Source organism: Pseudomonas sp. GW821-FHT01E05, from assembly GCF_059422425.1.
The window spans coordinates 266556-290500 of record NZ_JBWKWW010000005.1; the positions used below are offsets into that span (position 1 = coordinate 266556).

Here is a 23945-nt window from a genome sequence, read left to right on the forward strand (position 1 = left end):
GCTCCGGCGAAACGGAAATTGTGCGCAAGCACAAGTGAAAACCAGCGGCGTCGATGCGCCAGGACTTGATTCGATAATGCCGGTGTGAGGGAGGGGAAAATTGAACGTATGTGCTCTCTTTGCGAGCGGACTTGAGCCCGACACTTTCCTGTGGCGAGCGGGGTTGCTCGCGCCGGCCGGTCCGCGCTCGGGCGCGGCTGTCGTAGAACCGGCTGATGTGTTCTACCTGATGAATCCCGGTGGTTGGTTTTGGGGCCGCTACGCGACCCGGCGGGAGCAAGCTCCCTCGCCACAAAAGCGGTTTCTGGCAGGAGTTTTTCCCGCTATGAAGCTGGAATATTCAGAGGCTCGGACATGAACTGAGTAATCCGCGACCGCAACCATCGCTCCGCCGGATCATTGTCGTGCACCCCGCTCCAGGCCATCGACAACTGTGCCTCATCGATGGGAAACGGCGGATCTTCGGCCCTCAAGGCACAGCCTTCGACCAGCGCGCAGGCGGCGTAGTCGGGAACCGTAGCGATCATTTCAGTCCCGGCGAGCAACGCCCGCAACCCACTGAATTGCGGCACCCCCAATACCACCCGTCGGGTGCGACCCACCTTGGCCAGATCAAGATCAATGTTGCCGCTCAAATCCCCCGAAAACGACACCATCGCATGGGGCCGCTCACAGTACTCATCCAGCGTCAGTGCTCCAGGCCGGTTGTCTGCGCGCAGCACTTTGCACGGGATATCCCGCAGTTTCTTGCGTTTGGCATTGGCCGGCAGTTCGGTGGTGTAACTGACCCCGACTGAAATTTCCCCGGACGCCAGCAACGCCGGCATCAGCAAATAATTGGCGCGGCGCACCACCACAATGATCCCCGGCGCCTCCTCCCGCAGATGGCTCAACAGCGACGGAAACAAGCCAAACTCGGCGTCATCCGACAGACCAATGCGAAACACATCACAACTGGTAGCCGGATCAAACTCCTTGGCCCGGCTGACCGCCCCGCAGATGGTGTCCATCGCCGGTTGCAGCTCCTTGAGAATCGCCAGCGCCCGTGCCGTCGGCTCCATGCCGCGACCGTTGCGCAGCAACAGCGGATCGTCGAACAGATCACGCAACCGCCCCAACGCGGCGCTCACGGCTGGCTGCCCCATAAAGAGTTTTTCGGCGACCCGGGTCAGATTCTTTTCGAACATCAGAGCCTCGAAAATCACCAACAGGTTCATATCGACGCGGCGCAGATCGTTACGGTTCATAGGTACGGTTCCATGGTGTTTTTCCAGCCTGGCAAAGTCTTTTGGACTTTACTCAATCATAGGTTTGCGCGCGCTGTTAACCGGAGGAATTAACAACGTTTAACTCGCAAGCCAAAGCCCTGCGACCAACAATCAAGCCTTCTACGCATACCTGTTATTCCAAAAGGGATGGTGCTGACCCACCGTGCAGTGCGCCAGCGCATTCCCACCGACCCGGACATTTGCCATGGCCCACGTTCAGCACAACGCCGCCCACGCATCAGCCACGCAAACGCGAAAATCCACCACTGGCGGCCTCAGCCCCTGGCGGGAAAGCCTGGTCAAGCAATTGATCCTCGAGCGCCTCAGCGAAACCCTGGAAGTCACCGAGCTGGCCCGGGCCTGCGCGATGTCGCGCAGTCATTTCTCCCGTACCTTCAAGTGCAGCACGGGCCTGTCACCCCAGGACTGGATTCGTTGCCAGCGCATCGCCCGGGCCAAGCAACTGATCCAGAACACCGACCTGACCCTGACGCAAATCAGTCTGGAATGCGGCTTCTGCGATCAGGCGCACTTCTGCCACATTTTCACCCGCTGCGAAGGCATCACGCCTTTCGCCTGGCGCTGTCAGGTGGTGCGATCTGCGCCTCCCACCGCAGCAATCTGCGCCCCCTCATATACCGCTCAAATTCACCTCCCATGAAGAAGCCAAGCGGTATGACCACTCGGCTTTCAGGGATGACGACCGAGAATCACCCCAGCAGTGGAATGCCACTCAAGCAAGGAGCGAAAACCGGCGCGGGCCGAACGCCCGCGCCGTGGCCAATCAGGCCTTGAGGAACGCCAGCAGGTCGGCGTTGAGCTGATCCTTGTGGGTATCGGTCAGCCCATGGGGCGCGCCAGGATAGACGAGCAGTTTCGAGTCCTTGATCAATTTGGCCGAGGCGATGCCGGCGGCTTCGATTGGCACGATCTGGTCAGCGTCGCCATGTACCACCAGGGTCGGCACGTCGAACTTTTTCAGGTCTTCGGTAAAGTCGGTTTCGGAGAACGCCTTGATGCAGTCATAGGTGCTCTTGTGACCGGCGGTCATGCCCTGCATCCAGAACCAGTCGATCATCCCCTGAGAAGGCTTGACGCCAGGCTGGTTGAAGCCAAAGAACGGCCCGCTGGCGATGTCTTTGTACAGCTGCGAACGGTCCGCCAGGGACGCCTGACGCATACCGTCGAACACTTGCATTGGCAGGCCGCCAGGATTGGCTTCGGTCTTGAGCATCTGCGGCGGTACCGCGGAGATCAGCCCGGCCTTGGCCACGCGACCGGTGCCGTGTCGACCGATGTAGCGCGCCACTTCGCCGCCGCCGGTGGAGAAACCGAACAGCACCGCATTTTGTAGATCCAGCAGCTCGATCAACTGCGCGAGGTCGTCGGCGTAGGTGTCCATTTCATTGCCAGACCAGGGCTGGCTGGAGCGGCCGTGGCCACGGCGGTCATGGGCAATGACCCGGTAGCCCTTGGACGCCAGGAAGATCATCTGTGATTCCCAGCTGTCGGCATTCAACGGCCAGCCGTGGCTGAAAACGATGGGCTGACCGGTGCCCCAGTCCTTGTAGTAAATCTCTGTACCGTCGTGGGTAGTGAATGTACTCATGGCGATTGCTCCTTAACTAAGGGGTCGGGGTGTTTGGGTGAATCAAACCGATAGATGGCCCATTCGTTCGGCCAGGCGCGCTACCCGCTCGCCCAGGTGCGCGGCGGTGCAGCGATCTTCGGGAGGTGGCGCATGGTCCGGGGATTGTTCGACATTCGACTGGGCCATGGCCCCCAGCGAACTGCCCAGGCGATTCAATTGCCCATCGAACGCGCCGGCGCTGGAGCGTGCTGGCAGCAGGTCGAGGCCAACCCAGATCATCGAGTGCTGGGCGGCGAAGACCGCCATCTGCAGCAAGGTGTTGAGTTTGTCGCCGCACAGGTAACCGGAATTGGTGAACCCGGCGGCGAGTTTGTCGCGCCAGGGCCGGGCCAGGAAGAACGACGCGGTGACCTCCATGAACTGTTTAAAAGGTGCCGAGGCGCTGCCCATGTAGGTCGGGGCACCGAAGATGATCGCGTCGGCCTGGTGCAAGCGCTCCCAGTGGTCGTCTACTTCCTCGACCGGTATCAGCCGGCAGGTGCTACCCAGGTGCCGTTCCACACCCTGGGCCACGGCTTCGGCCATGACCCGCGTGTGACCATAGCCACTGTGATAGACCACTACCACGTTACTCATTGCAACATCCTCCTGAAGTGTTGATTCCTGTTGCTGCACGAAGCACGAAGAGCAGTGCCTGCGGTTGATGGATTGAAGTATTGGATTTATGGGCGTAGACCGGGCGCAGGACGAGTTAAATGTTGTTAATTTTCAACGATGCGCCAAAAGACCCGACTCCCCCCTTCACCACCGCCCCGCCCAGTAAATACGGCGCTTGCGAACGGTGCCGGAAACGCTGCAGCCGATATGCATACCGGACAGTCGCTCGGCCGCCGCGTTGCGCTAACGAAAAAAACTGAGGAAAATCCTCGGATACCACGTGACAGGCAGATGCAAGCAGGAGTCCCCCGTTGATCCTTTCCCCCAACCAGGCTGTGCATTTCGGCCCCTACCGGATCTACCCCGGACAGCGTCTGGTAATGGAGGCCGACCAGCCCCTGCGCCTGGGTCGACGTGCCATGGACATTCTGTTGATCCTGCTGGAGCACGCCGGGAATGTGGTCAGCAAGCAGCAATTGATCGCACGGGTCTGGCCCAAAAGCGTCGTCGAAGACATCAATTTGCGAGTGCACATCGCGGCGCTGCGCAAAGCCCTCGGCGACGGTCAAGCCGGCCAGCGCTACATCGTCACCGTGGCCCAACGTGGTTACAGCTTTGTCGCGCCATACTCGGTGGAACACTTCGACCAACGTCCCGTGAGCGGCGGGCACGAGCAAAGCGGCCATAACCTGCCCATTCGTCGGACTCGCATGATTGGTCGCCAGGCCTTGGTCGACAGTCTGGTAATGCACTTGCCACACCAACGCTTCATCACCCTCGTCGGCCCAGGCGGTATCGGCAAGACCACGGTGGCACTGCGCGTCGCCGAACAACTGATCGGTCGCTACCGGGACGGTATTCGCCTGCTGGACCTGGCCCCGGTCAGCGACCCGTTGATGATCGCCCCCCACCTGGCGACGCTGCTGGACCTGTCGTTGCATGACGCGGATCCGATGACCGGTCTCGCGACCTTCCTGCGCGAGCGGCAGATGCTGCTGGTGATCGACAACTGCGAGCATCTGATCGACGCCATTGCGTTGCTCAGCGAAAGCATCCTGCGTGGCGCGCCCGATGTGAACATTCTGGCCACCAGTCGCGAGAGCCTGCGGGTCGAAGGCGAATTCGTTCAGCGCCTGGAGTCTCTGGACTGCCCACCGCCCATCACCGCACTGGACCGCATCCAGGCCTTGAGCTTTTCGGCTGTGCAATTGTTCGTCGAACGGGCGATGGCCAGTCATGACAGTTTCGAACTGACCGATAACGAGCTGCCTCTGGCGATCGAGATTTGCCGCCGCCTGGACGGCATTCCTTTAGCGATCGAACTGGCTGCGGCGCAAGTGGGCAACCTTGGCCTGAGTGGATTGCTGACGCAACTGCAAGGCAGTTTTCGTCTGCTCACACAGGGCTGTCAGACGACGCTGGGACGGCATCAGACCCTGCGCGCAACACTCGACTGGAGCTTCGAGCTGCTGAGTACCTGCGAACAAACCTGCCTGCGCCGACTGGGTGTGTTCCGGGGCGGTTTCACGCTGGAGTCGGCGGCCGCGGTGATTGTCGGCGAACACATCGAGCCCAGCGAGGTGTTTGGCTCGATCACGCAACTGGTGGCCAAGTCACTGCTGAACGTTGAGGTCGGCGACGAGCAGGTGTTCTACCGCCTGCTCGACACCACCCGCAGCTATGCCCTGGAAAAACTCGACCAGGCCAATGATTTGCCAGACACCCTGGAGCGCCACGCCGAATGCTGCCTGGCCTTGATGCATCAGGCCCAGAACGACTGGGAGCACATCCAGACCGATGTATGGATCGAGCGTTACGCCCGCAGTCTGGAAGACATCCGCTCGGCCCTCGACTGGGGCTTGAACGCTCATGGGCCGCAGGCTGTGGCGATCCGACTGGCTTCGGTTTCGACGCCACTCTGGCAGGAACTGTCGCTGCTCAAGGAACACGGCGTGTACGTGCGCAAGGCCTTGGCGCTGCTCGAATTGACGCACGAGCCCTGCCCTCGTCTGAAAATGGCCCTCAAGCTCGCCCTCGGCAGCTCCTGCTACCACACCCAGGGCGGCACCGCCGAAACCGTCGAAGCCTTTGTGAGCGCCAGAACCCTGGCCGAACGCTGCAACGACGTGGCCGGTCAGCTCAGAGCCGTGTCCGGGCACATGGCGGTCAATCTCAGTTGCGGCAACTACCAAACGGCCCTGGAACAGAGCCTGCAATTCGATCGGCTGGGTTTGCAAGGCGACGCCGTTGTGTCCCTGAGTACTCACCGTTTGCGGGTGCTGGCGCTGCACTTTGTCGGGGATCAGCAACTGGCACGGGAGAATGCTGAACAGGTCATTCAGCGCATGGCCCAGAGCGGGCACCTCAATCGCTTCACCCACGGCTTTGGCGTCCAGTACGACCAGAGCGTCGCCGCCCTGACCATTCTGGCGCGGATCCTCTGGTTGCAGGGCCATCCCGAAAAGGCCTGGCGCACCGCCCGTCAGGCGCTGGACATTGCGATCCAGATCAACCACTGCACGTCCATCTGCTACACCCTGGCACTGTCCGGTTGCCTGATCGCCCACTACAACGGCGACACTCAAACTGCCCGCGAACTCTTGCGCCTGCTGTTCGAGCAAGCACAAAAACATTCAGTGCTGCTGTTCTACAACTGGGCCCGGAACTATGCGCAGGTGATCGATGGCGATGATGCACATTCGAACCCGCAACCCGGCGCCGGGCTGATCAAGGAAATCATGGTCACCCTGGATATTGGTTTCGTCGATGACGCCTTGCTGGCACGGGCCGAAAACGGTGCGGCGGGCTGGAGCACGGCGGAAATCCTTCGGGCCAGAGCGGATGCTCTACTTGCAGAAAACTGCCAGAGCGCAGCCGAGACCGTTCTGCTCAAGGCGCTGGCGGTGGCAAAAGCTCAGGGTGCTCTGGCCTGGGAACTGCGCACTGCCACGTCACTGGCCCAGCTTTGGCAGCGTCAAGGTCGCTTCCAACAAGCCCATGACCTGCTGGCGCCGATCTACAACCGGTTCACCGAAGGCTTTGCCACGCCAGACCTAACCAAAGTACGTCATCTGCTCGACGAGCTGCAACGACACCGGCCCGCCTGAAACCCAGCGTGCCCGGCTGACGTAGCGGGTGTAACGCATTTCGAAGGCCCGCAAGTCACCACTGTGTTCGAGCTTCTCCAGCGCGTAAGTGCGGGTGGTGTTGAGAAAGCGGTAACGCGCCACGCCACTGCCCTGCTCCACCGACAGCAGTGATTTCGCCGCCAGTCGCTCCACCACTTCCACTACGCTGGTGGGCCGCAGCACGGCACAACTGATCACGCTAATGGCCGCGTCCAGGGTGAAAGCCATTTTGAACACCGCCAAACGCTGCAACACGGTTTGCTCCAGCAGGCTCAGCCGCTCATAGCTCCAGTCCAGCGCGGCCTTGAGCGTCTGATGCCGTGGCACGGCTGTGCGCCGACCTTGAGTCAGCAGCTGAAAACAGTTGTCCAGTTGTGCTTGCAGTCCCACCAGCGCCAGCGCATCGATCTGCGCCGCCGCCAGTTCGATGGCCAGGGGCAAACCGTCCAGGCGCCGACAGATTTCACGCACGGCCTTGAGGTCCTGTTCGCGCAGAGCAAACCCTTGTTGACGGGCGCGGGCACAGCTGACAAACAGCTGCACCGCCGAATAGCCCATAGCCTCGGTAACACAATACAGCGCTGACATCGGCGGCACCGCCAGGGCTGGCAAACGCTGGACCGTTTCTCCCGCCACCTGCAGCGGTTCGCGGCTGGTGACCAGGATCGATAACCGTGGTGCCGAAACCAATAGGCCCTCCACCAGCGAACGGCAACGTTCGAGCAGGTGCTCGCAATTGTCGAGCACCAGCAATGCATGCCGTGGCGCCAGTGCATCCACGCCAACATCCAGTTCCAGGGTCTGGCTCAGATAATCGACGAGTTGCACGGGGTCATCGATTGCCGCCAGATCAACGATCCAGACGCCATCGCGATAGTGCTGCAACAGCAGTTCGGCCACGCGCAAGGCCACCGTGGTCTTGCCGATGCCGGCCGGGCCGACCAGGGTGATGAAACGGCGAGCCGGCAACTGCCGGACCAGACTGCCAACGATCGAATCTCGGCCGGTCACTGGCGTGATCCGTGTCGGCAGGTTGTGCCGGGGCTGCTGAACGGTCTCGATCGAAACCTGCATCCCGTCCGACTCGCGCTGCACTGGGGCGATGAAGCTATAACCGCGCTGGGGAATATTAACGATGTAGCACCGCCCGTTCTGGCCGTCGCCGAGGGCCCGACGCAGTGCAGCGATGTGCACGCGCAGGTTGATTTCCTCGACCACCGAAGTTGGCCAGACATGGGCGATCAGTTCGTCCTTGCTGACCACGTTGCCGGCGCGCTCGACCAGCACCTGGAGGATATCCAGTGCCCGCCCACCCATGCGCAGCGCCCGATCACCTTCCAGAATCAGCCGTTGACGCGGGTGGAACGCATAGGGGCCGAACCGCAGCGCCGCATCGCTGTTTAAATCTCTGAGGCTGTTCATACATGTTCACGTGCTCAAAACCTGACCCGACTCAAGGCACGGAATCATCCGTTGCACATGTTCGCCCAGGCTCCCGCACCTCCGCTGCCAAGAGTTCACGAGTATCTTGGCAGGCATGAGTGACGGTACAACGGCGATGGAGGGAGCGTCACGGCCATTGCGGTGCGCAGGACGGACAAGAACGCTTTAACTGAACTGTTCGCGGTACTGGGCGGGGGTCAAACCCAGTTTTTCACTGAACAGAAAGCGCATGTGCCGCACGCTGCCGAAGCCGCTCTTGTAGGCGACGGTCTTGAGCGGCAGGTCACTGGTTTCCAGCAGGTTCCTGGCGCAGTCGATACGCGCGCTTTGCAGAAACTCCATGGGCGTAATGTTCACTTCCCGGGCAAACACCCGAGCGAAATGCCGCGCACTCATGTTCACCAGGCTGGCCATGCGTTCGACGCTGAAAGCTTCATCAAGGTGTTCGAGCACATGGTTCTGCACCCGGGTCACCGGCGTTTCCTGGGGTGCCACCGCAGCCATCAACGGGCTGAACTGCGCCTGTCCGCCCTGGCGTTTCATCACCACCAGCAGCACCTTGGCCACGTCCTGGGCGATTTTCTTGCCGTGATCCTGAGCGACCACCGCCAGTGCCAGGTCGATACCGGCGGTGACCCCGCCAGAGCTGATCAGGTTGCGATCCTCGACGTAAATCTGATCGGTCTTCACCGTCGCCTTGGGGAAGGCTCGAATCAACCGCTCCGTGTAATGCCAGTGAGTCGTCACCCGATAACCGTCCAGCAAACCGGCATGCCCCAATATGAACGCCCCCGTGCAGATCGAGCCATAACCGGCCGACCGACTGACGGCGCCCCGTAGCCAGTCGAGCAACGGTGGATGTTTTTCGTTGTAGGCCCCCGGACCGCCCGGCACCAGCAGCAAGTCATAGCTGTCGCAGGCCTGGTCTATATGCACATCGGCCTGAACGCTGACGCCGTTGGATGCGCGCAACGCGCCATGCTCGGTGCCGATCGTCGACAGCTGATAACGGTCGCCCGGCTCCAGATAACGGTTGGCGATAGAAAACACCTCCATGGGCCCGGCCATATCAAGCAGGAGAAAGTCTGGAAACAGCACCATTGCCACGGTTTTCATGGGTTGGAAATCACTGATATCAAAGAAATAGGAAACGTAGCGTCAGCACTGAACATTATGGCCATTTGTAACAATAAGAATACATGAACCCGCCCACATAACTGTCAACCTGATCGAGACAGTATTTCAATTTTCATCTACTTATTGCACTCGCCGGTAAACATTAACCTTCTCCTCACTCGGACGAACTCTCGTCCCAAACAGGAGATTTCATCATGCTGACCCTTCGCAAAGCCTCTGATCGCGGCGCGGCCAATCACGGTTGGTTGAAGTCGTTCCATACCTTTTCCTTTGCCAACTACCGCAATCCGCGGGAGCAGGGTTTTTCCGACCTGCTGGTGATCAACGATGACCGCGTGGCGGCAGGTAAAGGCTTCGGCCAACACCCGCACCGGGACATGGAGATTTTCTCCTATGTGCTCGAAGGTGCCCTGGAACACAAGGACACTTTAGGCACAGGTTCGGTGATCCGCCCCGGCGACGTGCAATTGATGAGCGCCGGCAGCGGCGTGGCCCACAGTGAATACAATCACTCGGCGACCCGGCCGGTACACTTCCTGCAAATCTGGATCGTACCGGACGTCAGCGGCGCCAAACCGCGTTATCAACAAGAGCACTTCAGCACTCAGAAGAAACGCGGTCGCCTGCAACTGATCATCTCCCCCGATGGGGCCAATGGTTCGCTACGGGTGCGTCAGGATGCCCGAGTCTATGCCGGCCTGATCGACGGCAAGGAAACCGCCACCCTCACGCTTGCCGCCAATCGCTACGCTTATGTGCATGTGGCTCGGGGCAATGTCGAACTCAACGGCGTGCAATTGCAGGAAGGCGATGGTGTGCGTGTTCGGGATGAACAGGCGCTGACCTTGAGCAACGGCGTGGATGCCGAAGTGCTGGTGTTCGATCTGCGTCCTCAAGAGCTGCCGGAAATGCCATGACCGTAACTTGCCCGGGGGCGCTGTGCCCCCCGGGCTTCACTCATTGGAATGTGAAAACACTTCGACAGGGACAGCCAAAGAAAGACTTTTCTCTGGACGAAAAAAAATGGACCTCTTTTCAGAGATCCATTTTTTAATGCTTGGAGCAGGAAACGAGACTCACATCTGGCGTCCGACCCATTGAAATCCAAGGGGTTTCTTTTATTCCCGAAGCAAGAAAAGACTCAATTCCGGACTTGTTTTTGGGGGTGTTTCAAGAGCGAAAAAAGGGGTAATTCTAAGCAAGGCTATTGGATTTTACCCATAGCCAATGGACGAACGATCATCAAGCTGGCGGTGTCATTTTCACAGGATCAACAGGGCATGAGTCCCCTCCGAAAAGACGTCCCAACGTCCCCCGCTCGCCAGTCAACTCACAACCGTCAAATATCGGCCACCGCAGGCAACTCTTCGGGCTGGTAGACCATGAGCAGGTACTCTCCAGCCCTCTCCCGCTCGGGATCGATGGCTGCTCGGATACAACCCACATAAGGAGGTTTCAGCCTTCCTCGTTCAAACCAACCTACGTCGCCATAACCGACACACGCGCAGACGGCTACCAAGACTACACGACCAGCGGGAGCCAGGGCGTCATCGCCAACTTCGGTTATCGCCTCAACCTAACCTGGAAACGCGTTTCTACCTACGCTTCCGCCAGACTGACAATGATCTCGCCGGGGGGTGACCAAACGCTGCTCGAGCACGACCCACACGCAGCCAACCCCACTTACGTGGCACGGAATGAGAGCCGTGAGAAACAGATACGACGCCGATCTTTACGCCCTGTTCGGCGCGACCCTGCGCTACAACGCACACAAGCGCGACTGGCAGACCGGGCTACGACAACAAAGGCCAGGACGCGGTTCGGTAAACGCAGGGGACGGCCTGGCGATGGATGGGGTATCGTGGAGTCTGCGCTGAGGCCTGCTGGCGATCGGTCAATTGATCCCCCCTACCTTGCCAGCACTGCTGTCCCAGCCACCTCCCAAGGCTTTATAGATCGCGACGATTCCACGGTACTGATCTGTTTCACCCAAGGCCTGGGCATCTTCGGCGTTGAGCCGCTCGCGCTGCGCATCCAGCAACACCAGATAATCCACCGTCCCTTCCTTGTACTGGATGGCCGCAAGGTCGGCGGCGGCGCGGCTCGACTCACTCTGCTTGATCAACGACAACAGCCGTTGCTGACGCTTGCCATAGTCGCTGAAGGCGTTTTCAGATTCTTCCAGCGCCAGCAGCACTTGCTGCTCGTAGGTGGCCAGGGCGCCTTCGGCATTGGCGTCGGCACCACGGATTCGCGCCCGCACGCTGCCCAGGTCAAATGCCGCCCAGGTAATGCTCGGACCCAAGCTCCAGGCCCGGGCGGCGCTGGAGCCAATCTGTGAACCACGGCCGGCGGTGAAGCCGAGGAAGCCGCTCAGGCTCACCCGCGGGAACAAGTCGGCAGTGGCCACGCCGATTTCAGCCGTGGCAGACGCCAGCCTGCGCTCGGCGGCGAGCACATCGGGGCGCCGGCGCAGCAGTTCGGCGGGATCACCGATCGGCAGCGCCTTGGCGATGGCCGGCAACTCGGCGGGACTCAACGACACGCTCAAGGCATTCGGGCGCTCGCCCAGCAGCGTGGCGATGCGGTTTTTCTGCCGCACCTGCTCCGCTTGCAGTTGCGGCACCGTAGCCTCGACCGCCGCCAGACGCGCATCGGCACGCACCACATCGAGTTCATTGCCCACACCGGCGTCCCGCAGGCTGACCGTCACGGCACGGGAATCCCGCTGGTTCTTCAGGTTGGCCAGGGCGATTTTTTCCCGCAGTTGCGAGCCCCGTAGTTGGCCATAAGCGTCCACCAGTTCGGCAATCATGGTCACGCGCAGCTGATACAAGTCCGCTGCGGCGGCGTCTTCCTGGGCATCGCTGGATTCCAGTTGACGCTGGATCCGCCCAAACAGGTCGACTTCCCAGACCATGTCCAGGCCCAGGTCGTAGCGTTCCTGATTGACGCGGCTTTCGGTCTGGCCGGGCACTTGCCCCTTGCCCTGCTGGCTGCTGACGCGGCTGGTGACAACCGGCAAATTGTCGTTGCTGACGTCATCCCGAATCGCCCGGGCCGCTTTCCAGCGGGCAAAGGCGACGCGCAGATCGCGGTTGCCTTCCAGGGACTTGCTCACCAACTGGTTGAGCGTGGGGTCATCGAACTGCTGCCACCAGACCGTTTCGAACCGCGATTGATCGTAGTGCCCGCCCTGGATCGACACGACAGTGGCCGGCGCGGTGTCAGGGGTTTTGTAGTCGGGGCCCACCGTACACGCGGCGAGCGCGACGACCAGAAGGCTGGGTAAAAAAAGCTTCAAGGTGTTCATTAATGAGCCTCCGGATTCACTGCGTTTGCCTGGTGAGCCTTGGTAACTTTTCGCGCGTTTTTGCGCTCGATGGCGCGACGAATCAGCACGAAGAACACTGGCGTCAGCAGCAACCCGAAGAAGGTCACGCCGAGCATCCCGGAGAACACCGCCACCCCCATCGCCCGGCGCATTTCCGAACCGGCACCTGTAGAGGTCACCAGCGGAATCACCCCCATGATGAAGGCGAAGGACGTCATCAGGATCGGCCGCAGCCGCATGCGGCAGGCGTCCAGCACTGCATCCAGCGGGGACATGCCCTGCTCCTGTTTGTCCTTGGCGAACTCGACGATCAGGATCGCGTTCTTGCAAGCCAGGCCGACCAGCACGATCAGGCCGATCTGGGTGAAGATGTTGTTATCGCCCTTGGAAATGATCACCCCGGCAATCGCCGACAGCAGGGTCATTGGCACAATCAGGATCACCGCCAATGGCAGGCTCCAGCTCTCGTACAGCGCCGCCAGGACCAGGAACGCCAACAGCACGCAGAGTGGGAACACCAGCAACGCGGTGTTGCCGGACAGGATCTGCTGGTAGGTCAGGTCGGTCCATTCGTAGGTCATGCCGTTGGGCAGCTCTTCTTTGAGCAGCTTTTCAATCGCCGCCTGGGCCTGACCGGAGCTGTAGCCCGGCGCGGCGCCGCCGTTGATTTCCGCGGTGATGAAGCCGTTGTAGTGCATGACCCGATCAGGCCCCGACGTCGGGCTGACCTTGACGAACGTGGCCAGCGGGATCATTTCTCCTTTGTTGTTACGCACTTTCAACTGACCGATCTGCTCCGGTTCCTGGCGGAACTGCTGTTCGGCCTGCACGTTGACCTGATAGGTCCGCCCGAAACGGTTGAAGTCGTTGGCATACAGTGAGCCCAGGTACACCTGTAATGTGTCGAAGATGTCGTTGATGGCCACGCCATGGATCTTGGCTTTTTCCCGATCAATCGCAGCGTCGACCTGCGGCACGTTGACGGTGTAGCTGGTGAACAAATTGGCGAGCTCCGGAACACTGCGGCTCTTGCCGATGATGTTCATGGTCTCTTTGTACAGCTCTTCGTAACCCAGGTTGCCTCGGTCTTCAATCTGCAAACGGAAACCGCCGATGGTACCCAACCCTTGAACCGGAGGCGGCGGGAACACCGCGATGTAGGCGTCCTGGATGCCACCGAACTTGGCGTTCAGCGAAGCGGAAATCGCGCCGGCGGACAGGCTCGGGGCTTTGCGCTCGTCGAAGGGCCGCAAGCCGATGAAGGCGATGCCGGCGTTCGGGCTATTGGTGAAGCCATTGATCGACAGGCCCGGGAACGCCACGGCGCTGTCGAAGCCCGGCTCGTTCATGGCGATGGTGCTCATGCGCCGGATCACCGACTCGGTGCGATCCAGGCTGGCCGCATCCGGCAGTTGCGCAAAGGTCACAAGGTACTTCTTGTCCTGGGTCGGTACGAAACCGGTTGGCGTGGTGCTGAACCCCATGTAGGTCATCGCGATCAGGCCGGCATAGACCAGCAACGCCACGCTGCTGCCCCGAATGATCTTGGCCACGGCAATCACATAACCATGGCTGGCCTTATCGAAGAAGCGGTTGAAGGGCTTGAACAGCCAGCCACCGAGCAGGCGATCCAGCACTTTGGAGAAGCGGTCCTTCGGCGCGCCGTGGGCCTTGAGCAACACTGCGGCCAACGCCGGCGACAAGGTCAGGGAATTGAACGCCGAAATCACGGTAGAGATAGCGATCGTCAACGCAAACTGCTTGTAGAACTGCCCGGTCAAGCCCGAGATAAAGGCAGCGGGTACGAACACCGCACACAGCACCAGCGCCGTGGCGATGATCGGACCGGTCACCTCGCCCATGGCTTTGTTGGTCGCCTCGACCGGTTCCAGCCCCGACTCGATGTTCCGTTCGACGTTCTCCACCACCACGATCGCATCGTCGACCACGATCCCGATCGCCAGGACCAGGCCGAACAGCGACAGCGCATTTAATGAGAAGCCGAAAAGATGCATCACGGCAAACGTACCGATCAGCGACACCGGCACCGCGACCAGCGGAATGATCGAGGCACGCCAGGTTTGCAGGAACAGGATGACCACCAGCACAACAAGGATCAGTGCTTCGAACAGCGTGTGAACCACCGCCTCGATCGAACTGCGCACGAAGATCGTCGGGTCATAGACGATCTCGTAGTCCATGCCTTCCGGGAAGCTCTTCTTCAGCTCCGCCATCTTCGCCCGCACCTGGTTGGAGATGTCGATCGCATTCGAGCCCGGACGCTGGAAGATCGGCATCGCCACCGCTTCCTCGTTGTTGAGCAAGGCACGCAAGGCGTACTGGTTGGAACCCAGCTCGACCCGGGCGATGTCTTTCAGGCGAGTGATCTCGCCGTCCGGACCGCTGCGGATAATGACGTTCTCGAACTCTTCTTCGCTGACCAACCGCCCTTGGGAGTTGATCGACATCTGAAAGCTCGTGGCATTCGGCGCAGGCGGCGAACCCAGTTGCCCGGCAGCGACCTGGCGGTTCTGCTCGCGCACCGCGTTGACCACATCGGTTGCGGTCAGATTGCGTGAAGCGGTCTTGTTCGGATCGAGCCAGATACGTAGCGAGTAATCACCGATACCGAACATCTTCACATCGCCGATACCGTCCAGGCGCGACAGCTCATCCTTGACGTTGAGGATCGCGTAGTTCGACAGGTAGAGCATGTCGTAACGCTTGTCCGGCGACACCAGATGCACCAGCAAGGTCAGCTCGGGAGAGGCCTTGTCGACGGTGATGCCGATACGCGTCACTTCCTCGGGCAGCTTGGGTTCAGTGCGAGTCACACGGTTCTGCACCTGGACCTGGGCGTTGTCCAGATCAGTGCCCAGGGCGAACGTCACGGTGAGGGTGAGCCGGCCATCCGCCGTGGATTGTGAGGACATGTACAACATGTTCTCGACGCCGGTGATCGCCTGCTCCAGTGGCGCAGCTACAGTTTCTCCGATAACTTTCGGGTTGGCGCCGGGGTAGTTGGCGTGAACCACCACGGTCGGTGGCACCACTTCCGGGTATTCGCTGATCGGCAACTGGAACAGCGAGATCGCGCCGGCAATCAGGATCAGCAGCGACAGCACCGCCGCGAAGATCGGTCGCGTGATAAAGAACTGAGAAAACTTCATGTCGGTGCTCCTTATCCGCGAGGTGCGGCGGCTGATTCCGCTTTCACCAGGGCCGGTGCCTGGGCGGAAACCGGCTGGTTGGAAGCTTCAATCGCCTGACGCTGGCGAGCCAGTGTGGCGACTGTTTCCGGGCTGGCCATCGGGGCATCCTGCGGATCGATCACCGCGCCGGGCCGCACACGCTGCAAGCCGTTGATGACGATGCGATCCTCTTTTTGCAGACCACTGCGCACGATGCGCAAGCCTTCAAGTTTCGGTCCCAGATCGACGCTGCGATAAACCGCTTTGTTGTCCTGATCGACCACCAGCACGAATTTTTTGCCCAGGTCCGTGCCCACCGCTTCGTCTTTGATCAGCAGGCCGGGATAGGCGGCGCTGCCCACCAGTTTCAGGCGCGCATACAGACCGGGGGTGTACTGGCCGTCAGCGTTATCGAACACCGCGCGACCGCGAATGGTGCCGGTTTTCGGGTTGACCTGGTTGTCGACAAAGTTCATCTGCCCGAGGTGACTGTTGCCCTCCTCGTTCGACAAACCCATGTACACCGGCGTGGCTTGACCGCGCTGCCCGTGGCGGGAAAGCAGGCTGTATTTGAGGAACATGCGTTCGTCCGCGTCGAAGTAGGCGTAGACCTTGTCGGTGGAGACCACGCTGGTCAGCGGTGTGGTGTCGGCGGTCACGATGTTGCCGGCGGTGATTTCTGCCCGGCTGACCCGACCGCTGATCGGTGCAGTGACCCGGGTGAAACTAAGATTCAAACGTGCAAGATCGAGCTGCGCCTGAATCGCATCGACACCGGCCCGGGCTTCCTGGGCGGTGGTGGTACGGGTGTCGGCCAGCTCGGCAGAGATCGCGTTGCTGCTCAACAAGCGCTGGCCGCGCTGCGCTTCGTTGCTGGTGCGGACCAGGGTGGCGCGTGCCTGTTGCAGTTGCGCCTCGATGCGATGCACTTCGTGTTCGAACGGCCGTGGATCAATCTGGAACAGCAAATCGCCCTTCTTCACCAGCGCGCCGTCAGTAAAGGCTACGCGATCAATCTGCCCGGTTACCCGTGGACGAACCTCGACGGTTTCCGGTGCTTCCAGGCGAGCGGTGACTTCGTCCCATTCGGTGATGGGCTGCTCTAGCACCTTGGCCACAGTAACGTGCGGCGCACCCGGCGCCTGAGCGGCAGAGGGTGCGCGTTCACACGCGGCGAGCGCCAGCAGCGCCAACGCAGCAAGGGGATAACGCAAAGGTTTAAGTGACTGTTCCATGGGTAGTGTCCGCCAGACGGTTTGGGAATTTCCGGATTCTCGGCGTCGCGCGAGGTCGCGACGAATTGAACGGAGTGAAGTTGGCCATCACCAATAATGATGACCATCATGTTTAATGGCAAAAAAATGGATCGATCCCGCTTAAACCTTGGTATTGGTGAGCACGGTACAAACGGAATCCAGCGCCGGCCCCAACGCCTGCGCAGCATTCAACGCTCGCTCGGTGGGCACCATCCGGCGACCGATGCGCTCGAACAAAGGGTCGTTGAACAACTTGCGCAAACGCACCAGCGCCGCGCTGACCGCAGGCTGGCCCAGGGATAATTGCTTGGCGGCGCGGGTGAGATTGCGTTCCTGGATGAGCGCCTCGAACACCACCAACAGGTTCAGATCGATACTGCGCAGATCATTACGATTCATGAGTCCGGTCCACGTAGAGATTTTCAACTTGAGCCACAGGCTCGGGATCCGCCAGACTTGCGTCGATTCGGGCAAAGCCATTGCAGCGACCTTATATGACGACCATAATAAATACCAGCCTCTCAGCGAAGCTTTTCCCAAGTGCAACCGACCGGGCTACAGGAGCAGTCTCATGAAAGTCACAAAAGACCAGGCCGCCGCGAACAAAGAGGCGATCCTCACGGCTGCGTCCCGGCTGTATCGAGAAAAGGGCATCGATGGCATCGGCATTGGTGAACTGTCGCGCTCGGTGGGCCTGACCCATGGCGGCTTTTACGGACAGTTCCCCGGCGGCAAGGAACAACTGGCCTCAGAGGCCGTCAGTCGGACGTTCGAATCCAATATCCACGACTGGCAAAACGCCAAATCCATTCCCGAACTGATCAAGGGTTACCTGACGCAAGCGCATCGTGATAACTGGACCGAGGGCTGCCCCATCCCCGCGCTGGCCGCCGACGTGGGCCGCACGGGGGGAGCCGTCAGCAGCTCCTTCACCCAAGGCGTCGAGCGTTTGATCGGAACGCTGATGGCACTGGTCGAGGGTGAAACCCATGACGCGAAGCACCAGGAATCGCTGCGCATCCTGTCATCAATCGCAGGGGCTATGCTGATTGCCAGGGCGTTGAACAAGCCTGAGTTATCCGAGCAGTTTCTGCAGTCGGTGATCAGTGCTTGGCCTACTGCTCCCGCACCAAAAGAGCGGGCTGCATAGCGCCATTCAAATTTTTCATATGGGGACAAGCTAAATCCATCCTCAGCCCTGATCGAAGATTCTCGCGAAACACCTCTGAAACGTGGGCGTCTGATCGACTAGCGGCAGATCAAGTTAGATGGCTCGGCAACTACTTGGGTGAGCTGGATTGCAGTATCACCTGCTGGACTGCACTGCCGAACAATCCAATGACGACGCTGAATCCATTGGCATAAACGGCAATGGGAAACTGGTAGAGATACAAGCCCCTAAAGCTCTGACTATTTACTACGCTCAGATCAACTCGCCATTTCGGGAGAAACGTTGTGCGTATTCCGTTGGGCATCAGACAGAGCTTGGCCAAGCTGACGGCCCAAGGCCCAGTTCGTCAGATACAGCTCTCAAGCTATGTGTTCCTGGGCAAAATGGCATAATATGCCAACGATCGAAAATACCTGTTTGCCCTGAGCTGGAGCCAATTATGGCGACGCGAAACGTTGTGCTCACCCCTCACCAGGAACAGGTTATCCATGACCTGGTTCAGTCCGGCCGCTATCAGAATGCCAGCGAAGTGATGCGAGAAGGTTTGCGTTTATTGGAACAGCGTGTCGCCGAAGACACCGCCAAAATTGAGGCCCTGCGTCAGGCGACCTCGATCGGCATCATGGACCTTGAGCACGGGCGCTTCACGCAGTTGAACGAAGGGGATCTGGAGCACTACCTCGAGGGCTTGAGCCTGGAGGCCACCTTCCCCGCGAGAGAGAAACACTGAGCATGCCGCCGTATCGGATTTCCAACGCGGCGCGCGCCGACATTGTCGACATCCTCAGGCTCTCCCAGGCGCAGTTCGGCGATCAAGCACGCCAGCGCTATCAGGCGCTGATCCTCGCGGCGCTGCAAGCTAATGCCGGCACGCCTTATCGCATTGGCAGCCTCGACCGCGATGAGCTTGCACCGGGCCTTCGCAGCTATCACCTTATCTACTCACGCCAGCAAGCGAGACAGCCCCATGGAACGGTCAAAAGCCCCCGTCATATCGTGTTCTATCGTGTGGCAAACGACGATGTGATCGAGGTCGTCAGACTCCTTCATGACGCCATGGAAGTGCAGTTGCACTTGCCTAATGACTGATCACCGACCTGGCCTAAAGGCTTAACTGGCCATGAACAGCGAAGGTAAGGCGCCCCCTCTACATCTCAACCTGAGCGCCCTAGCTGTCAGCCGACTCGGCGGCCAATTGAAGCAGGAGGTTCTAGGTCAGACCGGACTATCGAGACCCACCACCAGAAACACAATGTTCAACTTTGCGTACCACTTTCAATGCTGAACAACCGTTGCTTAGGCGTTTACCGTGGCCAGGCGCCCAGCATTACGCTCCAGCTGCCGATGGACACGCGGATCGATGCCCCTGGCGACCAGTGCCCTCGCAACATCACGCAGAGCACGAGCATCCTGCAAACCAATTTCAGGATAGGTGTCGCGAGAAATACGGGGGGCTTATCCGCCCAGGAAAAGCGGAAGTGCCAGCCCTTGGCACCTTTCGTATTGAATAAAAAGAGTGAGACCGCCGTAGTCAGGGAGGATGTAGTCCTTCGCACTGGATTTGGCGTGTCAGACCCCGGTATCGGTGAGCCACTGCGGGAAGAACCAAAGAAAGACTTTTCTTTGGACGAAAAAAAATGGACCTCTTTTCAGAGATCCATTTTTTAATGCTTGGAGCGGGAAACGAGACTCGAACTCGCGACCCCGACCTTGGCAAGGTCGTGCTCTACCAACTGAGCTATTCCCGCGTCTTGGTGTGGCGCATTCTATACGATCCAGATGCCCCGTCAACCCCTTGATTCAAAAAAGTTTTATTTCTTTTCCGAAGTGGTCTTGAGGTGCGGCCAGGCGGCGCGCAAGTATTGCAGCATGGACCACAATGTCAGTCCCGCAGCAATCAGCAGCAGCGCATAGCCCACCAGGACCCAGAAGCTGAAATCCGAGGGGTTGGCCAGCAAGATAACCAGCGCCAGCATCTGCGCGGCGGTTTTCCATTTGCCCATGTTCGATACGGCAACATGCGCGCGAGCCCCGATTTCCGCCATCCACTCTCGCAAGGCAGAGACTACGATTTCACGACCGATGATCACCGCTGCCGGTAACGTGAGCCACAAGTTGGCATGTTCTTGCACCAGCAGCACCAAAGCCACTGCCACCATCAGTTTGTCAGCCACCGGATCGAGAAATGCCCCGAACGGCGTGCTTTGCTCCAGACGACGAGCCAGATACCCATCCAGCCAGTCCGTTGCCGCGGCGAACGCGAAGACTGAACTGGCCGCCATGTAGCTCCACTGGTAAGGCAAATAAAACAGCAAAATGAAAATCGGAATGAGCAGGACGCGTAAGACGGTGATCAGATTAGGGATATTCATCGGCACAACTGGCTACGAGGTGAGTTGGCATTCTACTCGCTGTGCAGGTTTGCATAAATCAACTCAGCGAGCTTTTTACTGATCCCCGGTGCTTTGGCGATCTCTTCGATGCTTGCACGAGACAGCTCCTGCAATCCACCAAAATGTTTCAGAAGCTCGCGCCGACGTTTCGGCCCAACGCCTGCGACCCCCTCAAGCGTTGACGTACGACGAGTTTTGCCCCGCCGCGCGCGGTGCCCGGTAATAGCAAAACGGTGAGCCTCATCACGTATCTGCTGAATCAAATGCAGTGCTGGAGAGTCGCCACGCAAGGTGAACTCATGAGCGGCGTCATTGAGGTAAAGCGTTTCGAAACCGGCCTTGCGCGTCGCCCCTTTGGCGACACCCAGCAAAATCAGATCAGGCACGGCCAGCTCATTGAGTACGTCTCGAGCCATGGACAACTGGCCTTTACCGCCGTCCACCAGAAGAATATCCGGCAGCTTGCCCTCGCCGTCCTTTAGCTTGCTGAAACGCCGAGTCAGCGCCTGATGCATCGCCGCGTAGTCATCACCCGGCGTCACGCCTTCGATGTTATAGCGACGATAGTCGGATTTGAGCGGGCCTTCAGGGCCAAAGACTACGCAGGAGGCCACCGTAGCCTCACCACTGGAGTGACTGATGTCATAGCACTCCAGACGCTGCGGTGGCTCGTCCAGACTCAGTACTTCAGCCAGCGCCTCGAACCGCGCAGCAACATGTTGGCGGTTGGCCAAACGGGCGCTCAATGCCTGTTCGGCGTTAGTCACGGCCAGTTGCTGCCAGCGTGCCCGCGTACCACGAACCCGATGACTGATGGTCAGCTCGCGACCGCGCAGCTCTTCGATGGCCGCAATCAAGGCCGGGAAGTCTTCATGGACGACGTTGACAATCAACTCGCTCGGCAAGTCCCGTTCAGGGCTGCTGATGTAGTACTGGCCGAGGAAAGCGGCCATGACCTCGGACACCTCCTCTTCAATACCGACTTGCGGAAAGAAGTTCTTGCTGCCGAGAACCCGCCCGCCACGCACGCTGATCAGGTGAACGCACGCGCCTCCCGGATTGACGAACGCGGCAACCACGTCCACATCACCGGTCCCGCCTTCCATGCTCTGCTGATCCTGGACCCGTCGCAGCAGGGAAATCTGGTCACGCAGTTCAGCGGCGCGCTCAAAGTCGAGCGTGCTCGCCGCCGCCTCCATACCGCCAGACAATTCGTCAGTCAGGGCATTGCTGCGGCCTTCGAGGAACATGACCGAATGGCGTACGTCTTCGGCATAAACTTCAGGTTCGACCAGACCGACACACGGCGCCTTGCACCGCTTGATCTGGTATTGCAGGCACGGTCGTGTACGGTTTTTGTAAAAACTGTCTTCACACTGACGAACCAGAAACGCTTTCTGCAGCAGGCTCAGGCTCTCACGGATAGCGCCTGCGCTCGGGTACGGGCCGAAGTATTTGCCTTTCTGCTTTTTGGCACCACGATGGATGCTCAAACGCGGGAAATCACCATCCGAAAGAAAAACGTATGGATAGGACTTATCGTCTCGCAACAAAATGTTGTAGGGCGGCCGCCACTCTTTGATCAGCGTCTGTTCAAGCAGCAGTGCTTCGGTTTCATTAGAGGTGATCGTTGTTTCGATCTGAGCGATGCGCCCTACCAGAGCGGCAGTTTTAGGCGCCAGGCCGGTCTTGCGAAAATAACTCGCCAGGCGTTTTTTCAGGTTTTTGGCTTTACCGACATAGAGCAGGCGCGCATCGCTGTCGAACATGCGATACACACCGGGGTGCCCACTACAGGTAGATAGAAAGGCACTTGGATCAAACAGGTCTGTCATTGTCAGAGGCTGGCATCAACCATGCCGTGGCGGACCGCCAACAGCGTCAATTCGACATCGCTGCTGATCGAGAGCTTCTCGAAAATGCGGTAACGGTAGGTATTCACGGTTTTCGGAGACAGGCACAACTTGTCGGAAATGATCTGAACTTTCTGACAGCCAACGATCATTAACGCGATCTGGATTTCCCGCTCTGAAAGTGCATCGAACGGTGTATCACTGGTTGGCTGGAAAGACTTGATCGCCAGTTGCTGCGCAATTTGCGGACTGATGTAGCGTTGCCCGGCGAACACCTGGCGAATCGCCTGAACCATTTCCGCCAGGGCAGCCCCCTTGGTCAGATAACCTGCAGCCCCCGCCTGCAACAGTCGTGTGGGGAACGGATCCTCTTCACACACCGTGACGGCGACGACTTTGATATCCGGATGACTGCGCAGCATCTTGCGCGTGGCTTCAAGACCACCGATCCCGGGCATCTTGACATCCATCAGTACCACATCAGGCTTCAACTCCCGCGCCTTGAGCAGGGATTCCTCCCCTGACTCGGCCTGGCCGACTACTTGCAGCCCATCGATGTCAGCCAGCATCCGTGTAATGCCTGTACGAACGAGATCATGGTCATCGACCACTAGCACCCTAATCAAGCAGACACCTCGCGATATGGTCTTATTGGTTGCCGGACACCTTAGCAAAAAACCGGCGGACAGACCTAGCTGCAAGCGTCATATAAAGAGTATCAATACGCTATGAGCGCCTGCCGAGCGACAGGCGCATACAACTTACCTTGGTTGATCAGGACTCATATGACCCTGGTTTACTTTTCGCACTGCTGGCAACGGAATACTCTGCCAACGTCGTCGTCAATCTGCGAATCGCGTCCTGATCTTCCTTGAAGAGCACCCGATAGCTACCCAGTACCTTCTCTTCCATCATGCTGAGATTCTCGATCAGCGTCGGGGTCGGATTTCCCGTCAACACGTACAGGATATCCACGCCCTTCTCGGCCACTCGAGACAAATAATCTGCCTTGGGCGCGCGTCCGCCATTTTCGTATTTGCCTTGCGCGTTAGCTTCAACGCCTCCGATTTCGCCAAAAACTTTCTGCGACAACCCAAGCCGTTCTCTTTCCTGTCTCAACCGCGAACCGATTCCACTCATTTGGATGTATGATCCCATTTTGTACACCCCTAGGGGTGCCACACTCATTGCTTATCGAACACATTTGAACGGTTTTGAACTATGCCCGGTATCCGCACCGCCGCACAAGCCAAGGCTTGGCTGGAACATCAAGGTAAATCCGTTCAACAATTTGCTCGCGAGCATGGAGTTGATCCGGCCACCACTTATCAAGTGCTCGCCGGGCGCAAGAAAGGACGGCGTGGAGAGGCCCACAAGGTGGCGGTACTGCTGGGCATGAAAGACGGTGTCATCCTGACGGACACCGGGCAGCAGAGTCAGGAGCAGACCTGAAAGATCAGTATGCACTTAATTGGCGACGGCATTCGATTTACTCAATGATGCCGTCTAGAGCGTTACAACAG

22 protein-coding genes, 1 tRNA gene and 1 pseudogene are annotated in these 23945 nt (G+C 59.2%); 9 read left to right on the top strand and 15 right to left on the bottom strand.

The annotated features are described in order from the left end of the window. Positions 1-323 precede the first annotated feature (323 nt). Positions 324-1247: a LysR substrate-binding domain-containing protein gene (locus tag AC07W5_RS13040; RefSeq protein ID WP_495023547.1), complete on the bottom strand. Its 924-nt coding sequence runs from the start codon at positions 1245-1247 to the stop codon at positions 324-326. A gap of 226 nt (positions 1248-1473) precedes the next feature. On the opposite strand from AC07W5_RS13040, the gene AC07W5_RS13045 reads away from it, so the two are divergent. Then, a complete protein-coding gene (locus AC07W5_RS13045; RefSeq protein WP_495023548.1) occupies positions 1474-1929 on the top strand; it encodes a helix-turn-helix domain-containing protein in 456 nt (151 codons plus the stop codon). A 123-nt stretch (positions 1930-2052) separates the two neighbouring features. Here AC07W5_RS13045 and AC07W5_RS13050 read toward each other — a convergent pair whose 3' ends face one another. After that, positions 2053-2877, bottom strand: a complete 825-nt coding sequence (locus AC07W5_RS13050) for an alpha/beta fold hydrolase (protein ID WP_495023549.1) — start codon at positions 2875-2877, stop codon at positions 2053-2055. A gap of 42 nt (positions 2878-2919) precedes the next feature. Continuing rightward, complete coding sequence (locus tag AC07W5_RS13055; protein ID WP_495023550.1) at positions 2920-3495, bottom strand: flavodoxin family protein; 576 nt, start codon at positions 3493-3495, stop codon at positions 2920-2922. 332 nt (positions 3496-3827) lie between these two features. Here AC07W5_RS13055 and AC07W5_RS13060 point away from each other — a divergent pair, with 332 nt between their 5' ends. Further along, positions 3828-6623 (top strand): ATP-binding protein, encoded by a 2796-nt coding sequence (locus tag AC07W5_RS13060; RefSeq protein WP_495023551.1) that lies wholly within the window; start codon positions 3828-3830, stop codon positions 6621-6623. Here the strand turns inward: AC07W5_RS13060 and AC07W5_RS13065 are convergent. Further along, the gene (locus AC07W5_RS13065) at positions 6570-8066 is read right to left on the bottom strand and encodes an ATP-binding protein (RefSeq protein WP_495023552.1); all 1497 of its coding nucleotides are present in this window, start codon (positions 8064-8066) and stop codon (positions 6570-6572) included. The two genes, AC07W5_RS13060 and AC07W5_RS13065, sit on opposite strands and share 54 nt — an antisense overlap. 186 nt (positions 8067-8252) lie before the next feature. Further along, positions 8253-9203: a GlxA family transcriptional regulator gene (locus AC07W5_RS13070; protein ID WP_495023553.1), complete on the bottom strand. Its 951-nt coding sequence runs from the start codon at positions 9201-9203 to the stop codon at positions 8253-8255. A gap of 215 nt (positions 9204-9418) precedes the next feature. On the opposite strand from AC07W5_RS13070, the gene AC07W5_RS13075 reads away from it, so the two are divergent. From AC07W5_RS13075 to AC07W5_RS13085, 3 genes and pseudogenes are all read left to right on the top strand, one after another. Next, on the top strand, positions 9419-10141 hold the full coding sequence (locus AC07W5_RS13075; RefSeq protein ID WP_495023554.1) for a pirin family protein: 723 nt from the start codon (positions 9419-9421) through the stop codon (positions 10139-10141). Between the two features lie 563 nt (positions 10142-10704). Further along, positions 10705-10938, top strand: a pseudogene (locus AC07W5_RS13080) (TonB-dependent receptor); the annotation flags it as partial. Continuing rightward, entirely contained in the window at positions 10931-11101 is a 171-nt protein-coding gene (locus AC07W5_RS13085; RefSeq protein ID WP_495023555.1) for a hypothetical protein, read from the top strand. The pseudogene AC07W5_RS13080 and the gene AC07W5_RS13085, both read left to right, overlap by 8 nt. Positions 11102-11118: 17 nt before the next feature. Here the strand turns inward: AC07W5_RS13085 and AC07W5_RS13090 are convergent, their stop codons facing one another. The 4 genes from AC07W5_RS13090 to AC07W5_RS13105 all read right to left on the bottom strand — a co-directional run bounded on the left by AC07W5_RS13090 (position 11119) and on the right by AC07W5_RS13105 (position 17404). Then, entirely contained in the window at positions 11119-12537 is a 1419-nt protein-coding gene (locus AC07W5_RS13090; protein WP_495023556.1) for an efflux transporter outer membrane subunit, read from the bottom strand. Beyond that, complete coding sequence (locus AC07W5_RS13095) at positions 12537-15728, bottom strand: efflux RND transporter permease subunit (RefSeq protein ID WP_495023557.1); 3192 nt, start codon at positions 15726-15728, stop codon at positions 12537-12539. Before AC07W5_RS13095 ends, AC07W5_RS13090 begins: the two co-directional genes overlap by 1 nt. Before the next feature lie 11 nt (positions 15729-15739). Further along, the gene (gene mexE / locus AC07W5_RS13100; protein ID WP_495023558.1) at positions 15740-16984 is read right to left on the bottom strand and encodes a multidrug efflux RND transporter periplasmic adaptor subunit MexE; all 1245 of its coding nucleotides are present in this window, start codon (positions 16982-16984) and stop codon (positions 15740-15742) included. Between the two features lie 141 nt (positions 16985-17125). Further along, the gene (locus AC07W5_RS13105) at positions 17126-17404 is read right to left on the bottom strand and encodes a LysR family transcriptional regulator (RefSeq protein WP_008075261.1); all 279 of its coding nucleotides are present in this window, start codon (positions 17402-17404) and stop codon (positions 17126-17128) included. 172 nt (positions 17405-17576) lie between these two features. Here AC07W5_RS13105 and AC07W5_RS13110 point away from each other — a divergent pair, with 172 nt between their 5' ends. The 3 genes from AC07W5_RS13110 to AC07W5_RS13120 all read left to right on the top strand — a co-directional run bounded on the left by AC07W5_RS13110 (position 17577) and on the right by AC07W5_RS13120 (position 19265). Beyond that, complete coding sequence (locus AC07W5_RS13110) at positions 17577-18155, top strand: TetR/AcrR family transcriptional regulator (protein WP_495023559.1); 579 nt, start codon at positions 17577-17579, stop codon at positions 18153-18155. 460 nt (positions 18156-18615) lie between these two features. Continuing rightward, on the top strand, positions 18616-18906 hold the full coding sequence (locus AC07W5_RS13115; protein WP_495023560.1) for a type II toxin-antitoxin system ParD family antitoxin: 291 nt from the start codon (positions 18616-18618) through the stop codon (positions 18904-18906). 2 nt (positions 18907-18908) lie between these two features. After that, a complete protein-coding gene (locus AC07W5_RS13120; protein WP_495023561.1) occupies positions 18909-19265 on the top strand; it encodes a type II toxin-antitoxin system RelE/ParE family toxin in 357 nt (118 codons plus the stop codon). Positions 19266-19472: 207 nt separating this feature from the next. Here AC07W5_RS13120 and AC07W5_RS13125 read toward each other — a convergent pair whose 3' ends face one another. The 6 genes from AC07W5_RS13125 to AC07W5_RS13150 form a co-directional block, all read right to left on the bottom strand. Further along, positions 19473-19622: an integrase arm-type DNA-binding domain-containing protein gene (locus AC07W5_RS13125; protein ID WP_495023636.1), complete on the bottom strand. Its 150-nt coding sequence runs from the start codon at positions 19620-19622 to the stop codon at positions 19473-19475. Between the two features lie 226 nt (positions 19623-19848). Then, positions 19849-19924, bottom strand: a tRNA-Gly gene (locus AC07W5_RS13130). Positions 19925-19987: 63 nt separating this feature from the next. Next, positions 19988-20548: a CDP-diacylglycerol--glycerol-3-phosphate 3-phosphatidyltransferase gene (gene pgsA, locus AC07W5_RS13135; RefSeq protein ID WP_494993220.1), complete on the bottom strand. Its 561-nt coding sequence runs from the start codon at positions 20546-20548 to the stop codon at positions 19988-19990. A gap of 32 nt (positions 20549-20580) precedes the next feature. After that, positions 20581-22404: an excinuclease ABC subunit UvrC gene (gene uvrC, locus AC07W5_RS13140; RefSeq protein WP_494993221.1), complete on the bottom strand. Its 1824-nt coding sequence runs from the start codon at positions 22402-22404 to the stop codon at positions 20581-20583. A 2-nt stretch (positions 22405-22406) separates the two neighbouring features. Further along, positions 22407-23048, bottom strand: a complete 642-nt coding sequence (gene gacA / locus AC07W5_RS13145; protein ID WP_494993222.1) for a response regulator transcription factor GacA — start codon at positions 23046-23048, stop codon at positions 22407-22409. 148 nt (positions 23049-23196) lie between these two features. Next, a complete protein-coding gene (locus AC07W5_RS13150; RefSeq protein ID WP_494993223.1) occupies positions 23197-23562 on the bottom strand; it encodes a helix-turn-helix domain-containing protein in 366 nt (121 codons plus the stop codon). 81 nt (positions 23563-23643) lie between these two features. On the opposite strand from AC07W5_RS13150, the gene AC07W5_RS13155 reads away from it, so the two are divergent. Then, positions 23644-23874 (top strand): DNA-binding protein, encoded by a 231-nt coding sequence (locus tag AC07W5_RS13155; RefSeq protein WP_495011440.1) that lies wholly within the window; start codon positions 23644-23646, stop codon positions 23872-23874. The last annotated feature ends 71 nt before the right edge of the window (positions 23875-23945 follow it).

Bases quoted from the DNA above. Each gene is read 5' to 3' on its own strand.
- AC07W5_RS13040 (WP_495023547.1), bottom strand. From the start codon at position 1,247: ATGAACCGTAACGATCTGCGCCGCGTCGATATGAACCTGTTGGTGATT.
- pgsA (WP_494993220.1), bottom strand. From the start codon at position 20,548: ATGAATATCCCTAATCTGATCACCGTCTTACGCGTCCTGCTCATTCCG.
- AC07W5_RS13065 (WP_495023552.1), bottom strand. From the start codon at position 8,066: ATGAACAGCCTCAGAGATTTAAACAGCGATGCGGCGCTGCGGTTCGGC.
- AC07W5_RS13045 (WP_495023548.1), top strand. From the start codon at position 1,474: ATGGCCCACGTTCAGCACAACGCCGCCCACGCATCAGCCACGCAAACG.
- AC07W5_RS13055 (WP_495023550.1), bottom strand. From the start codon at position 3,495: ATGAGTAACGTGGTAGTGGTCTATCACAGTGGCTATGGTCACACGCGG.
- uvrC (WP_494993221.1), bottom strand. From the start codon at position 22,404: ATGACAGACCTGTTTGATCCAAGTGCCTTTCTATCTACCTGTAGTGGG.
- AC07W5_RS13115 (WP_495023560.1), top strand. From the start codon at position 18,616: ATGGCGACGCGAAACGTTGTGCTCACCCCTCACCAGGAACAGGTTATC.
- AC07W5_RS13150 (WP_494993223.1), bottom strand. From the start codon at position 23,562: ATGAGTGGAATCGGTTCGCGGTTGAGACAGGAAAGAGAACGGCTTGGG.
- AC07W5_RS13050 (WP_495023549.1), bottom strand. From the start codon at position 2,877: ATGAGTACATTCACTACCCACGACGGTACAGAGATTTACTACAAGGAC.
- AC07W5_RS13070 (WP_495023553.1), bottom strand. From the start codon at position 9,203: ATGAAAACCGTGGCAATGGTGCTGTTTCCAGACTTTCTCCTGCTTGAT.
- AC07W5_RS13155 (WP_495011440.1), top strand. From the start codon at position 23,644: ATGCCCGGTATCCGCACCGCCGCACAAGCCAAGGCTTGGCTGGAACAT.
- AC07W5_RS13075 (WP_495023554.1), top strand. From the start codon at position 9,419: ATGCTGACCCTTCGCAAAGCCTCTGATCGCGGCGCGGCCAATCACGGT.
- AC07W5_RS13120 (WP_495023561.1), top strand. From the start codon at position 18,909: ATGCCGCCGTATCGGATTTCCAACGCGGCGCGCGCCGACATTGTCGAC.
- AC07W5_RS13095 (WP_495023557.1), bottom strand. From the start codon at position 15,728: ATGAAGTTTTCTCAGTTCTTTATCACGCGACCGATCTTCGCGGCGGTG.
- AC07W5_RS13105 (WP_008075261.1), bottom strand. From the start codon at position 17,404: ATGAATCGTAATGATCTGCGCAGTATCGATCTGAACCTGTTGGTGGTG.
- mexE (WP_495023558.1), bottom strand. From the start codon at position 16,984: ATGGAACAGTCACTTAAACCTTTGCGTTATCCCCTTGCTGCGTTGGCG.
- AC07W5_RS13110 (WP_495023559.1), top strand. From the start codon at position 17,577: ATGAAAGTCACAAAAGACCAGGCCGCCGCGAACAAAGAGGCGATCCTC.
- AC07W5_RS13090 (WP_495023556.1), bottom strand. From the start codon at position 12,537: ATGAACACCTTGAAGCTTTTTTTACCCAGCCTTCTGGTCGTCGCGCTC.